Source organism: Mesorhizobium sp. P3_A9 (assembly GCF_056402975.1).
This window is the reverse complement of the sequence record NZ_JBFUGJ010000161.1, coordinates 1-13,282: the sequence shown is the minus strand read 5'-3', so window position 1 is coordinate 13,282 and position 13,282 is coordinate 1. Positions and strand designations below refer to the sequence as shown.

Annotated in this window: 12 protein-coding genes and 1 riboswitch; of the genes, 4 read left to right on the top strand and 8 right to left on the bottom strand. The window is 61.7% G+C overall.

Annotated elements, in window-relative coordinates:
* The 3 genes from AC1DX0_RS20725 to AC1DX0_RS20715 all read right to left on the bottom strand — a co-directional run.
* On the bottom strand, nucleotides 1–318 hold a 318-nt coding region (locus AC1DX0_RS20725; RefSeq protein ID WP_477356660.1), incomplete at its 3' end, for an ATP-binding cassette domain-containing protein.
* 524 nt (nucleotides 319–842) lie between these two features.
* The gene (locus tag AC1DX0_RS20720) at nucleotides 843–1,943 is read right to left on the bottom strand and encodes an FAD-binding oxidoreductase (protein ID WP_477356659.1); all 1,101 of its coding nucleotides are present in this window, start codon (nucleotides 1,941–1,943) and stop codon (nucleotides 843–845) included.
* A gap of 20 nt (nucleotides 1,944–1,963) precedes the next feature.
* The gene (locus AC1DX0_RS20715; protein ID WP_477218598.1) at nucleotides 1,964–3,211 is read right to left on the bottom strand and encodes an aromatic ring-hydroxylating oxygenase subunit alpha; all 1,248 of its coding nucleotides are present in this window, start codon (nucleotides 3,209–3,211) and stop codon (nucleotides 1,964–1,966) included.
* Nucleotides 3,212–3,325: 114 nt separating this feature from the next.
* Nucleotides 3,326–3,527: riboswitch (cobalamin riboswitch) on the bottom strand.
* Nucleotides 3,528–4,021: 494 nt separating this feature from the next.
* On the opposite strand from AC1DX0_RS20715, the gene AC1DX0_RS20710 reads away from it, so the two are divergent.
* The 3 genes from AC1DX0_RS20710 (at nucleotide 4,022) to AC1DX0_RS20700 (ending at nucleotide 4,805) form a co-directional block, all read left to right on the top strand.
* Complete coding sequence (locus AC1DX0_RS20710; RefSeq protein ID WP_477218597.1) at nucleotides 4,022–4,222, top strand: DUF680 domain-containing protein; 201 nt, start codon at nucleotides 4,022–4,024, stop codon at nucleotides 4,220–4,222.
* A gap of 72 nt (nucleotides 4,223–4,294) precedes the next feature.
* Nucleotides 4,295–4,498: a DUF680 domain-containing protein gene (locus tag AC1DX0_RS20705; protein WP_477218596.1), complete on the top strand. Its 204-nt coding sequence runs from the start codon at nucleotides 4,295–4,297 to the stop codon at nucleotides 4,496–4,498.
* Between the two features lie 67 nt (nucleotides 4,499–4,565).
* Entirely contained in the window at nucleotides 4,566–4,805 is a 240-nt protein-coding gene (locus AC1DX0_RS20700; RefSeq protein WP_477218595.1) for a DUF680 domain-containing protein, read from the top strand.
* An 85-nt stretch (nucleotides 4,806–4,890) separates the two neighbouring features.
* Here AC1DX0_RS20700 and AC1DX0_RS20695 read toward each other — a convergent pair whose 3' ends face one another.
* The 5 genes from AC1DX0_RS20695 to AC1DX0_RS20675 all read right to left on the bottom strand — a co-directional run bounded on the left by AC1DX0_RS20695 (nucleotide 4,891) and on the right by AC1DX0_RS20675 (nucleotide 11,461).
* Nucleotides 4,891–6,003 carry an ABC transporter ATP-binding protein gene (locus tag AC1DX0_RS20695; RefSeq protein ID WP_477218594.1) on the bottom strand — a complete coding sequence of 371 codons (1,113 nt, stop codon included), beginning with the start codon at nucleotides 6,001–6,003 and terminating at the stop codon, nucleotides 4,891–4,893.
* A gap of 30 nt (nucleotides 6,004–6,033) precedes the next feature.
* Nucleotides 6,034–7,698 carry a beta-galactosidase BglA gene (gene bglA, locus AC1DX0_RS20690; protein ID WP_477218593.1) on the bottom strand — a complete coding sequence of 555 codons (1,665 nt, stop codon included), beginning with the start codon at nucleotides 7,696–7,698 and terminating at the stop codon, nucleotides 6,034–6,036.
* A 4-nt stretch (nucleotides 7,699–7,702) separates the two neighbouring features.
* Entirely contained in the window at nucleotides 7,703–8,857 is a 1,155-nt protein-coding gene (locus tag AC1DX0_RS20685) for a carbohydrate ABC transporter permease (RefSeq protein ID WP_477356657.1), read from the bottom strand.
* 1 nt (nucleotide 8,858) lies between these two features.
* A complete protein-coding gene (locus tag AC1DX0_RS20680) occupies nucleotides 8,859–9,872 on the bottom strand; it encodes a carbohydrate ABC transporter permease (protein ID WP_477218591.1) in 1,014 nt (337 codons plus the stop codon).
* Nucleotides 9,873–10,105: 233 nt separating this feature from the next.
* Nucleotides 10,106–11,461 (bottom strand): ABC transporter substrate-binding protein, encoded by a 1,356-nt coding sequence (locus AC1DX0_RS20675; RefSeq protein WP_477356655.1) that lies wholly within the window; start codon nucleotides 11,459–11,461, stop codon nucleotides 10,106–10,108.
* Nucleotides 11,462–11,825: 364 nt separating this feature from the next.
* Here AC1DX0_RS20675 and AC1DX0_RS20670 point away from each other — a divergent pair, with 364 nt between their 5' ends.
* Nucleotides 11,826–12,848 carry a substrate-binding domain-containing protein gene (locus AC1DX0_RS20670; protein WP_477356653.1) on the top strand — a complete coding sequence of 341 codons (1,023 nt, stop codon included), beginning with the start codon at nucleotides 11,826–11,828 and terminating at the stop codon, nucleotides 12,846–12,848.
* Nucleotides 12,849–13,282 lie beyond the last annotated feature (434 nt).

The window sequence follows — 13,282 nt, the reverse complement described above, 5'->3', positions numbered from 1 at the left end:
GGGCTCGCGGCCGAGATAGATGTTCTCGGCGACCGTCATGTGGGGAACCGGGCTCAGTTCCTGCTCGATGATGGCGATCCCCGAGGCCAGCGCGTCGGCGGGGCTGGTGAATTCGACATCCTTGCCGCGACGGCGGATTGAGCCGGCATCGCGTTTTTGGATGCCCATCAGGATCTTCAGAAAGGTCGACTTGCCGGCGCCATTGCCGCCGCAGAGCGCGTGAACCGTGCCGGCGCGAAGCTGAAAGCGACCGTCGCGCAAGGCGGCGACGCCACCAAAGGACTTCTTCAGCCCTTCCACTTCGAGCAACAGCTCCACCATCGTCCTCCCATGACTTCGGCCATCCCTGTCGGATGCCGATCGGCACGTGATCTCCCGCCCAAATGCCGATGCTGACAATAGTCAAGTTGCAATCGACAAATGTCAAGTGATGCGCGAACTTTAAAATTTGGAAGCCGGAGGCGATGTGCGGGATTTCAAAAACCCTTGAGAAAACAAATGATTATCGCGGCCGCCCCAATTCGTCGCTTGCTCGACAAGGGACGGCGTTCACGGAATTGTTCCGCCGATGATTCACGGGGGAAGGGCCAGAAGGACCAAACCGCAAGCCACGCTGCGGCTCGTGCGGGACGGTCGGTTTAACGGAGAAGACTCTGCCGAAAACAGGTGGAGGGGCACGGCGCCACGGTGACGTCGTCCCATGTCCAGGACAGGCAACAAGGTCTAGCCTTCAGCGTAGGCGCCTGCCTCGTCGTCTCATCTGGTGCCGCCTTGCCACGCGGCATGGCGTTCGTCGTCGGAGCGGCCGAGGACCATGCCGCGCTAAGCCGCCCCGATATTGTCTACGCTTCGATTTCGAGAGCCGACAACGGCTTCGAGCAACAGGCGAGGATGAAGCCGTCATCGATTTCGTGATCGAGGATGCCGCCATTGTGGCTCATCTCGACGGCGCCGGAGACTTTCCTCACCTTGCAGGTTCCGCACAGGCCGAACTCGCAGGCCGCCGGAATCCGCACGCCCGAAGAGCGCGCGGTCTGCAGCACGGTCTGGCCGGCGACGCACTCCGCGTCGACGTCCGAAAGCGCGAAGCGGATCGGTGTTGCGGCTTCGACGGCAACGGCGACGCCGTCTTGCGTCGGTGCTGCGAACGGCGCCGGGACTTCCTCCACCGCGGGTGCGGCAAAGCTTTCCTGGTGGTACTTCGTCATGTCGAAGCCGGCGGCGTCCAGCATGCCGCGCACGGCGCGCATGAAGGGATCCGGACCGCAGCAGAAGATCTCGCGTTCACGGAAATCGGGCGCCAGCAGCGGCAGCCGGATGGCGTCGATGCGGCCCATATGGCCGTACCAGCCCTCGCGGCTCGACCGCTCCTCGATCATGAAGCCGAGCGATAGGCCCGGCATATGGCCGCCGAGCAGTTCGAGCTCCTTGCGGAAGATGATCTCTTCGGCGCGCCGCGCGCAGTTGACGAAGCCGACATCGGTCCATGGCGCGCAGTCATTCAGCCAGCGCAGCATCGACATCATCGGCGTCACGCCGGAGCCGGCCGAGATGAACAGATATTTGGCCGCSGGRTGGCTGTGCAGCGAAAAGTCGCCYGCCGGCCCATAGGCCTTGACGTGMRMGCCGGGYTTCARRTKRTCGAACATCCAGCGCGTGCCGATGCTGCCKGCYTGSGCYTTCACCGTCACCGCRATCGAGAACGGCCGCGAYGGCGAGGACGACAGCGTRTAGGTSCGCATCAGCGGSCCKTCMGKKGTCGGCAGYTCCAGYGTCACGAACTGGCCCGGCTTGTAGCGGAACCAGGTCTGGTTGTCGGAGCGGAAGGTGAAGGTCCTGACGTCAGGCGCTTCGTCGCTGACGCCGATCACTTCCAGCACCTGCAGCCTGTCGTTCCAGGGCGCCATCTGGTCGAGATGGCGATAAAGGCCAAGATCCGTCATCGCGTTCATCCCTCAACCTCTCAAGCGACACTGCGCAGCGCCGGCCGGCCGCCATCGGCAAGGCGCGGACCGATGAAGCGGGCGTACCAGTCGACGAACTGGATCACGCCGCCCTCATGCAGCTCCGAATAGGGGCCGGGTTCATAGGCTGGCGACAGGATGCCGAAGGCGTTTTCCTCGACGATGCGGCGGTCCTGGTCGTTGGTCTCGGTCCAGACATGGGTGAGTTCGGCGAGATCGTAATCGACGCCCTCGACCGCATCCTTGTGGACCAGCCATTTGGTCGTCACCGCGGTTTCCGTGGCGCTGATCGGCAGCACGCGGAAGGTGACCGCATGGTCGATCAGGATATGATTCCAGGTCGTCGGGTAGTGATAGTGCATCAACGTGCCGATACGGTCGGCCGAGACGCTGTCGGACAGGTTCTTCTTCACCGCCCGCTTGCCGTTCATCGTGTAGCTGACTGCGTCACGCAGCAGCGGCGCGCGGGTGGCGCGGTACTGCCCGGCCGGGTCGATGCGGAACTTGCTCGGCAGGCCGGCTGCCTCGCATTTGGCCCAATGCGCCAGCATCTCCGGGTCGCTGTCGGCGCCTTGCACGCCGGTCACCGTCGGGGCTTCCGGGAAGGTCTTGCACAGCTCCGGGTGATTGCCGGCGCAATGGTAGCACTCGCGGTTGTTTTCCCAGACGAGCTTCCAGTTGCCCTTCTCGACGATCGTGCTCTCGAAGGCGATCTTTGCTTCGCCCAGGCGGTGCGGCTTGAGGTAGGGCTCGATCATCGCCCGCATCGGTGCGAAGTCGGCGGGCTCCTTGGCCAGGCAGATGAAGATGTAGCCGGCCACGCTCTCGCAGGCGACCGGCTTCAGGCCGAACTGGCTCTTGTCGAAGCCGTCGGCCATCTGGCGGGCAAACAGCAGCCTTCCGTCCAGCTCGTAGGTCCACTGGTGATAAGGGCAGACCAGCTTGGCGGCCATGCCCTTGTCGGTGTTGCAGACGCGGCTGCCGCGATGGCGGCAGGAATTGTGGAAGGCGTTGATCTCGCCCTGCTGATCGCGCACCAGCACGACCGGATAGTCGCCGATCTGTACGGTGATGAAGCTGCCGGGCTTCGGCAGTTCGCAATCATGGCCGATGAACAGCCAGTCGCGATACCAGATCAGCTCCATGTCCAGTTTGAAGAAATCGGGATCCGTGTAGAAGGGCTGCTCGAGCGAGAATCCGTCCCTGCGGCTGTTCAAGAGCCTCAGCATGTCGTTGCGCGTATCCATGTCCTGTCCTCTTCGTTCAAGGACTGAACTGGTGGTGATTGAGGAAGGATCGGGCGCAGGCCGGCGAAAGCCGGGCATGCACCATCCGCCTCTTGACCGCCCACCGCGATCAGTCGAGTCTAGAAATCTCGGGCTGGTTTCCGGGCTCTGGAGTTGTCCTTGCGGACCATCGCGACACCTTCCCAGGCTTTCGCCCAGTGGTCTCCCGTTGCGACTTGAACTCCACCACCGTTGCGGGGGCAGCGCCGGATTCTGACCGGCTTCCCAATTCTCCGCTCCATCGTCACGAAGCGGCACCTGAGATGTCATGATCTAATCACGACAGCGCTTGCGACATCGGCATGAAAGCGACATCGCATCCATGTGGCGCGACACGCATGCGCAATGATCGGTCAAGGACCGTGGTCACGGAAATCATCGTGGTGCCGGCTGTGCCGGCTATCAAAATCGACCCGAAACGGGGGCAAAAAGGGTTAACGGTTTCGAAAAGTGACTATTAGCACATTCTAAAATCGAACCGAACGGTTCGTTTCTGTTGACGGTGCGTGCAGGACGGTGTGAACGCTGAGCCTCCGATACAGTTGGTGATCGCAGTGCTGGTTTCAACTAACTTTTTGATATCAATAGGAAAAATGTTCGATCAAGAGGGCCTTGGTACAATTTCAAGTGGTGGATACTTGGTCCACACGGAACAACTTCGTGATTGGAAACGGCCAGCTGGCTTTCCCACATCGGGGCTGTCCGAACGACGCGATTTTAATCCCAAGACACGCCGCTAGACGGACGGAAAAAAATACTGGAGTACCCAAAATGAAAAAGATTGTTCTCACTGCCGCCGCCCTTCTGGCCATTTCCGGCAGCGCCTTCGCTGGTAGCGACAACTACGGTTCGAATGCCTCCCCGGCAGCTGCTGCTGTCGACAGCTCGCACACCGCTTCGATCAAGAAGTCGGAACCGGCTGCTCAGACGCCTGTCCAGGGTGCTGACCACAACCTCTTCGGCAACCACTAACAGCCGATCCCGGCCAACGGCGGGGTTTTTGTCCGCCGCTCTGGCCGACCTTAAGAAATTCAGGAGACTAACATGAACAAGTTCATCATTGCTGCCGTCGCCGTCCTGGCCATCTCCGGCAGCGCCTTTGCCGGCAGCGACAACTACGGCTCCAATGGCGCCAACCAGCCTGCCGTTGCTTCGACCGACAGCTCTTACACGGCTTCGATCAAGAAGTCGGAACCGGCTGCCCAGGCACCTGTTCAGGGTGCCGATCGTAATCTTTTCGGCCGCTAACAGCCGATTCCGGGAGCGGCGGTTTGCCCCGCTGCTCCCGTGAAACTCAAAATTCAGGAGACTTGAAATGAAGAAGATCATCCTTGCTGCCGCCGCCGTTCTGGCCATCTCCGGCAGCGCCTTCGCAGGCAGCGACAACTACGGCTCCAATGGCGCCAACCAGCCTGCCGCGACTTCGGTCGACAATTCGCGTACGGCTTCGATCCGCAACAGCGGCTCGCCCGTCTACAAGCTGCTCAATTCGTCGGGCGACGTGCAGAAGTCGATCCCTCAGAGCAGTGACCGGGACCTCTTCGGCAACCACTAACAGCCGAAGCTGACCTCCAAAAAAGAGCGGCGGGCCTGGCCCGCCGCTCTTTTTTATGTGCCTTGATTCAGCGGAGCTGTTCGCCTCAGGCCGCCTTTGCTTCCGGCTTTTGGAGCGCGAAGGAATGTCCGTCCGCATCGAAGATGTGCAGGTCTTCGCCATTGGCGCTAAGCCGCAATGTCGAGCCGCGCTTGACCTCGGCATTGCCGGGCAGCTTGGTCACCAGCGGCAGGTCGGCGCGGCCGATGTCGACGTAGACCAGCTGAACCTCGCCGAGTTGTTCGACATAATCGACCGTTCCCTCGAACAGATAATCCGCGCCGGTGGCGATGATCAGGTCCTCCGGCCGCACACCGAAGCTTACCGCCGCACCCTTCGCCGAGGCAGGTGTCGTGATCGGCACCGTGGCCTTGCGCCCGCCGACATGGCTGACCACGGTCGGGTTGCCGGTCTTGTCGATCGTCGCCGGCAGGATGTTCATGGCCGGAGAGCCGATGAACTGGGCGACGAACAGATTGCCGGGCTTCTTGTAGAGATCCATCGGCGTACCGACTTGCTCGATATGGCCGTCCTTCAACACCACGATGCGGTCGGCGAGCGTCATCGCCTCGACCTGGTCGTGGGTGACGTAGATCATGGTCGTGTTGGGCATCGATTCCTTAAGCTTGGCGATCTCGATACGCGTGGCGACACGCAGCGCGGCATCAAGGTTCGACAGCGGCTCGTCGAACAGGAACACTTTCGGATTGCGCACGATGGCGCGGCCGATGGCGACACGCTGGCGCTGCCCCCCCGACATCGCCTTGGGCAGCCGGTCGAGATATTTGGTCAGCTGCAGGATTTCCGCAGCCTGGCGCACGCGCCGGTCGATCTCGGCCTTGTTCTCCTTGCCGATCTTCATCGAGAACGCCATGTTGTCGTAGACGGTCATGTGCGGATAGAGCGCGTAGGACTGGAACACCATGGCGATGCCGCGCTTCGACGGCGGCACGTCATTGACCACTTCGCCGTCGATCTTGAGCTCACCGGCCGTGATTTCCTCGAGCCCGGCGATGGAGCGCAGCAAGGTCGACTTGCCGCAGCCCGACGGACCGACGAAGACGATGAACTCGCCCGATTTGATATCGAGGTCGATGCCATGGAGAATGTTGAGATTGCCGTACGACTTCTTCACTTGTCTCAGATTGACATCGGCCATTGGTTTCCTCCCAGTGATTTCCTCAAAGATTCAGTCGATGCGCCCGAACCAGGCGCCGTAGCCGCCAAGCTCGATCGAACCGGGGCTCGCTTGCCCGGAAAACCCGTGTCCCGGCAAAGGTTGCAGTGATCGGCTGCCAAGGTCAACCTTGGCCGGCTTGGCGCCGAGGTTGAAGACACAGACGATCTGCTCGTTGCCGGCCCGGCGCGTGAAGGCGACGGTGTCGCCCTCGCTTTCGATGAAGGTGATATCGCCCTTGGCCAGTGCCGGATGGGCACGGCGGAAGGTGAGGAAGCGCCGATAGTGCTCGAGCAGCGAAGCCTGGTCGCCCTGCTGGACATTGACCGCTTGCGCCAGATGCTTGGCCGGCACCGGCAACCAGGGCTTTGCCTGGGAGAAGCCACCATTCTTGGCGCTGCCATCCCACACCATGGGCGTGCGGCAGCCGTCGCGGCCCTTGAATTCCGGCCAGAAGCGGATGCCATAGGGATCCTGCAAATCCTCGAAGCGCAATTCAGCTTCGCCGAGCCCGAGCTCTTCGCCCTGGTAGAGGCAGACAGAGCCGCGCAGCGACATCAGCAATGCCGAGATGACCTTGAGATAGGCGATCGGATCGGCTTCGCTGGCGGCCCAGCGCGAGGCCGGACGCATCACGTCATGGTTGGAAAAGGCCCAGCACGACCAGCCGTCGCTGGCGACCTTGCCGAAGGCTTCCAGCACCGAGCGGACCTTGTCCGCGCTGATCTTTTCCGGCGCCAGGAAATCGAAGGAATAGCACATGTGCACGCGCTTGCCGCCGGCGGTATAGGCCGCCACGACTTCCAGCCCGCGCTGCGAATCGCCGACCTCGCCGACAGCGGCGGTCGCCGGATATTCGTCGAGCAGGGCGCGGAAGCGTTCGAGGAAGCCGAGGTTTTCCGGTCGGCTCTTGTCGTAGATATGGTCCTGGTAGTTGTAGGGATTGACCGCCGGGGCGGTCTGGTCGTTGCGCTCTTCCGGCGGCAGCGGCGGATTGTTCTCCAGGCCCTGGCTGTGGAAGTAGAAATTGATCGTGTCGAGGCGGAAGCCGTCAACGCCGCGTTCCAGCCAGAAGCGGGTGACGTCGAGCAGCGCGTCCTGGACTTCGCGGTTGTGGAAGTTGAGGTCCGGCTGCTCGGCCAGGAAATTGTGGAGATAGTATTGCTGGCGGCTGGTGTCCCACTGCCAGGCCGACCCACCGAAGATCGACAGCCAGTTGTTGGGCGGCGTGCCGTCGGGCCTTGCGTCCGCCCAGACATACCAGTCCGCCTTCGAATTGTTGCGGCTCGCCCGGCTCTCCTTGAACCATGGGTGGCTGTCGGCGGTGTGCGACAGCACTTCGTCGATCATCACTTTGAGACCCAACCGGTGCGCCTCTGCCGTCAGCGCGTCGAAATCGGCCAGCGTGCCGAACATCGGATCGACATCGCAATAGTCCGAGACGTCGTAGCCGAAATCCTTCATCGGCGACTTGAAGAAGGGCGAGATCCAGATGGCATCTGCGCCAAGCGAGGCGATGTAGGGCAGCCGCCCGATGATACCCTTGAGGTCGCCGATACCGTCGCCGTTCGAATCCTGATAGCTGCGCGGATAGATCTGGTAGATGACAGCGCCTCGCCACCAGTCGCGGTCGATGGCGAGGTCAGGGCTCGAACTGGCTTTCAAAGCGGATTGCATTGTCTCAGCCTCCTTTCACCGAACCGGCAAGCAGTCCGCGGACGAAATAGCGCTGCAGCGAGAAGAACACGATCAGCGGCACGATGATGGTCACGAAGGCCGATGTCGTCAGGATCTCCCAATCGCCGCCGCGCGAGCCAAGCAGTGCGTTGAGCTTGGCCGTCAGCACGATCTGGTCTGCTTCCGTACCAAGGAAAACCATCGCCACCAAGAGATCGTTCCATACCCACAGGAATTGGAAGATGGCGAAGGAGGCCAGCACCGGGAACGACAGCGGCAGCACGATCTTGACGAAGATCTCGAAATCGCTGGCGCCGTCGATGCGGGCCGATTCCATGATTTCGCGTGGCAGGCCGGCAATGTAGCTCCTGAGCAGGTAGATGGCGAAAGGCAGGCCGAAGCCGGTATGCGCCAGCCAGATGCCGAGATAGGTYTTCGAYGGYAYGCCGAAGAAAGWGCCGACGCCGTTRTAGAGYTTCARSAGYGGRATCAGCGACATYTGCAGCGGCACSACSAGSAGRCCGATGATCACCGCRATCAGCARSGCCCGGCCGGGAAARCGCATCCAGGCCAGYGCRTAGGCGGCRAASGCCGCRATCAGGATCGGGATGACGGTSGCCGGAATGGTGACSGTCAGCGAGTTYATGAACGAGCGGCCGATGCCTTCCGAAAGCAGCACGGTATAGTAGTTGTCGGTGGTGAATTTCGGCGGTGCCGACGAGGCATAGTAGACGCGCTGGCCGCGATCGCCTTCGAACGCCTTGGGCGACACCATGACGAAGCTGCCATCGGCATTGACCTGCAGGGAGACGCCGTCACCGAGATCGGCCGAACTGCCGACGGGATACTGTGTTGGGGCCGCCGCCTTGACGCCGAAGGCGCTGATCGCGCGCTTGGCGCCGTCGCCGAAAATGTTGCCCTCGAGGACGAACTTGCCGTCTTTCTCTTTCTGCGCCGAGGCGGGCGGCAGCCGGCCGGCTTCGGTCTGGCTGGAACTGGAGAATGAGTTCCACCAGCCCGAAGCGACGATCTGGTCCTTGTCACGCAGCGACGAGACCAGGATGCCGAGTGTCGGAATGGTCCAGATGGCAACGAAGACCAGCACCGCGATGTGGACGCCGAAACGGCTGGCGAATGATTTTCCGGTCGCGACGGCCATCTCAATGTCCTCCCGTTTCTCTGTTGGCCTGGCGGATGTTCCAGACCATGATCGGAATGACCGCGATCATGATGATGATGGCTATCGTCGCGCCGCGGCCGAAATCACCGCCGCCGCGGAACATCCAGTCGAACATCAGATTGGCCAGCACCTGGCTGTTCCACTGGCCGTTGGTCATGGTCAGCACAATGTCGAACACCTTCAGCACCAGAATGGTGATGGTGGTCCACACCACGGCGATGGTGCCCCAGATCTGCGGCACCATGATCTTCCAGAAGATCTGGAACGGGTTGGCGCCGTCGATCACGGCGGCTTCCAGCGTCTCTTCCGGAATGCCGCGCAGTGCGGAGGACAGGATGACCATGGCAAAGCCGGTCTGGATCCAGATCAGGATGATCATCAGGAAGAAATTGTTCCAGAACGGCAGCGAGATCCACACCTGCGGCTGGCCGCCGAAATGCTGGATGATGGCGTTGAGCAGGCCGATCTGCACCTGGCCCTCGCCGCGATATTCGTAAATGAACTTCCAGATCACGCTGGCGCCGACAAAGGAGATGGCCAGCGGCAGGAAGATCAGGCTCTTGGCGATCGTGCCCCACCAGATCTTGTCGGTGAGCACGGCAATGATCAGGCCAAGGAAGGTGCAGGCGGCGGGCACCACAGCCAGCCACAGCACGTTGTTGAGGATAGAGTTGCGGAAGTCGCGGTCGCCGAAGGCCCATTGATAATTGGCCAGGCCGACGAAATTGATGCCGCCGCGATCGAGGAAGGAGAGCCGCAGCGTCTCGACCACGGGGTAGATGAGATAGATGGTCAGGATGATCATCGCCGGACCGACGAACAGCCACGGCCGCACAAGGCCCTGCCGGCGCAGATTGTCGATGGCGGCGGCGCCGGCGACGCCGCGCGATGGGAATATCAGGTCGACCAGCTTGTTGGCGCCCCAGAAATAGGCGACGCAGCCGCCGACGCCGACGATGATGACGAATATGGCCGAGAAAATCTGAGACGCCATGCATTCCTCCCCCTGCGCATGATCCGGCAAGGTTTGTATCCTTGGGGGTCAGGCGCCGATTCAGTTGTTTGAAGCGTGATCGGCCGCAAAATGTCTCGCGTGCGGATTGCGCTTCATGTCGATGCGCTCATGACGAAACGGGGCGGCGTGGGCCGCCGGCGGATCCGGGCCGTCAAGGTCCGGATCCAGGGCGAAGATGAAGCGGCCGCTCGGCGACCGAGCCGATCTGTTGCTTACTTGATCCCGTCCCAGCTCTTCTGGATGTCCGTGGCGACATCCTGGGCGGACTTGCCGCCGACCAGATCGATCATCCCGGTCCAGAACGAGCCGGCGCCGATCTTGCCCGGCATCAGGTCGGAACCGTCGAAGCGCACGGTCGTCGCTCCAACCAGGATCTCGCCCTGCTTCTTCAGCGCTTCGCTGCCATAGGCGTCCTTGTTGGCGCCCTTGAAGGGGGTGACGAAGCTTTTCTGCGCCATCCACAATTCATGCGCGAGCGGCATCTGCAGGAACTTGATGAATTCGCGCGATGGCTTGGAATCCTTGGTGATCATCACCAGCGTTCCGGCCACTTCCAGCGGCGTGCCGAGCTCCGGCTTGGAGGCGTAAGGCGGATAGTTGAAGAAGTCGGCATCCTGACCGAGCTTTACGCCCTCCGGGAAGAAGGAGGGGATGAACGACGCCTGATGGTGCATGTAGCACTTGGGCGGTACCGAGAAGAGGCCCTTCGGGCTGTCGCGGAAATCGGTCGCCGCGACYGCCTTGGYGCCGCCGTCCACCATCTTGTCGTYGGTGGCGATCTTGCCGAAAATGTCKATGGCRTTGACCACGGCSGGATCGTTGAACGGRATYTCGTTCTTYACCCACTTGTCGTARACSTCRGGCGKCTGSGTGCGCAGCATGATGTCYTCSACCCAGTCGGTCGCCGGCCAGCCGGTGGCGCCGCCGGAGCCAAGCCCGATGCACCAGGGCTTGCCGCCATCGGCGATGATCTTCTTTTCGAGCTCGGCCAGTTCCTCCTGGGTCTTGGGGACCTTGTAGCCGGCTTCCTCGAAATTGTCGGGCGAGTACCAGACCAGCCCCTTCACGTCGATCTTGTAGGGAAGCGCATAGAATCCCGGCTTGCCGTCCTTGCCTGCGAAGGTGCCGAGCTTGGCCCAGGAGTCACCGGCCGCGTAGTTCTCCTTGACCCATGCGGCGACGTCGTCGCCCAGCGGGGTCAGAACGCCCTTGGAGGCAAGATCCTGGATGAGACCCGGCTGCGGCAGGATGGCGATGTTGGGCGGGCTGCCGGCCTGGGTATCGATGACGATCTGCTGTTCGTAGTTCTCGGACGAGGAATATTTGATCTCGACGCCGGTGGCTTCGGCGAAATAATCGAGCACCGAACGGGCCAGCGCCTCGTCCTCGCCGCGCCATGGCCCGAAGATCGTCAGGGTCTCGCCCTTGAGATCGACTTTCTTGAGGTCTTCGTAATTTCCCCAGTTGAAGCGCTTGTCTTCGCCCGGCTTGAACTTCAGTTCAGCATACGCGGGCGCATTCAGGGCGAACGTGGCAAACGCAACACCCAGCAAAAGCATTTTCTTCATCGGTATTCCCTCCCAGTGGGTCACATACACCGGACGGAACCTCCATTCCGCCCGCCGACGCTGCAGGACTGTGACTCAGTCGCAAGGGAACCGCAACCTTTCGAAGAGTCTTCCAAAGCGCTTTGGCTTTTCCGATCACGCCATTGATTCACTCAAGAGTCAAGAGGGAACAGTGGCTAATCGATTTAAGCTTGCACATCTATAGTCAAAAAAGTGCGCCGCAACATGCTTTTGTGGCGATGCAACAGTAATTTTTGTTTCAAACACGCGCAAACCACGCTTATGGTTCGTACTGGTATGACCACGCCCTTGTGGCGCTTGGGTCGATTCAATTTAAAAGCGCTTTGAGGAATGGAGGCCTTTTGTGAACCTCAAGCAGCTCGCACATATGCTGGCGCTTTCGCAGACCACGGTAAGCCGGGCATTGAACGGCTATCCGGAGGTCAGCGAGGAAACGCGCCGGCGCGTCATGGACGCCGCCAAGCGCCATGGCTATCGTCCCAATCCGAGCGCGCGGCGGCTGGCGACCGGCAAATCCGGCATGATCGGCTATGTCCTGCCGACGGGTGCGGCCGTCGACATCGATCCGCATTTCGTCGAGTTCCTGTCCGGCCTCGGCGACTATGCCCGCTCGCACGAGCTAGACCTTGTGCTGTCGCCGGCCGATGCCGACGACCAGGAGACGACCTACCGGCGCATCGTCGCCAACCGGMAGGTCGATGCCGTCTATATCTCTTCACCGAGGCCGCAGGACAGTCGGGTGGCGCTGGTCAGCACGCTCGGCATTCCCTTCCTCGTCCATGGCCGCAGCGAAGGCCTCGATTTCGACTATCCCTATCTCGACATCGACAATGAGGGCGCCTTCCACGAGGCGGCGCGATTGCTGGTCCAGCTCGGCCACCAGCGGTTGGCGCTGATCAATGGTGACGACCGCGAGACCTTCGCCATCCATCGCGAGCGCGGCGTGCGCCGGGCGCTCGCCGCGAGCGGACTGACCCTGGGCGAACGCCATGTCTGCTCCTTGGCGATGACCGAAGAAAACGGCTATCGCGCCACCAGGCGTCTGCTGGAGGCGAGCGACGCGCCGACGGCGATCGCCTGCTCCAGCCTGATCATGGCGCTGGGCGTCGTGCGCGCGGTGCGCGACCTCGGCCTKACCATTCCSGGYGAYCTSTCGCTGATCGCCCATGAYGACGTYTTYCCSTGGCTGAAGCCGGARAAYTTTTCCGTGCCGCTGTCGACGACGCGCTCATCGATCCGTCTTGCCGGCGCCCGCGTTGCCGAACGGTTGGCGGCGCGGATTTCCGGACTGGAAGAGGGCGCCCGCGGCGAGGTCTGGCCGGTCGATCTGGTGGTCCGGGGATCGGTCGCCGGGGCCCCGGCTTAGGGGGCTAGGTCCAATCACAGTGAACGACCGGGTTTGGCCGAAGCGCACCTTCTAATGCGTGTCACTCAAACGTGACTTCGGTTTTGAAGCAGTGACGATGGCCTATTAACGCCGCATTAGCCCACCTGTCCCAACATTGGTCGATGAACACCAATCAGCCCAGCGCGGTCTTCGGCCGGCGCGGGCGCGAGAATCGCGCCCCGGCGGCTGCGGTTGACCGCACTGCAAGACCAACAAGACCAACGCGGCCAATCGGGCATATCGTGGCTCTGCTTGGCTTGACGGGCCTTTTGCTGACCGTCGTCGGTGCAATCTTCTGGACGTTGCCGGGCATTGGAAGGGCAAATGCGGAAGCCGCGCGGACAGAACAGAAAGTGGTCGACCTCATCAACCAGCCGATCACCCATCTGCCCCGCTCCGGGTCATTCACGGTG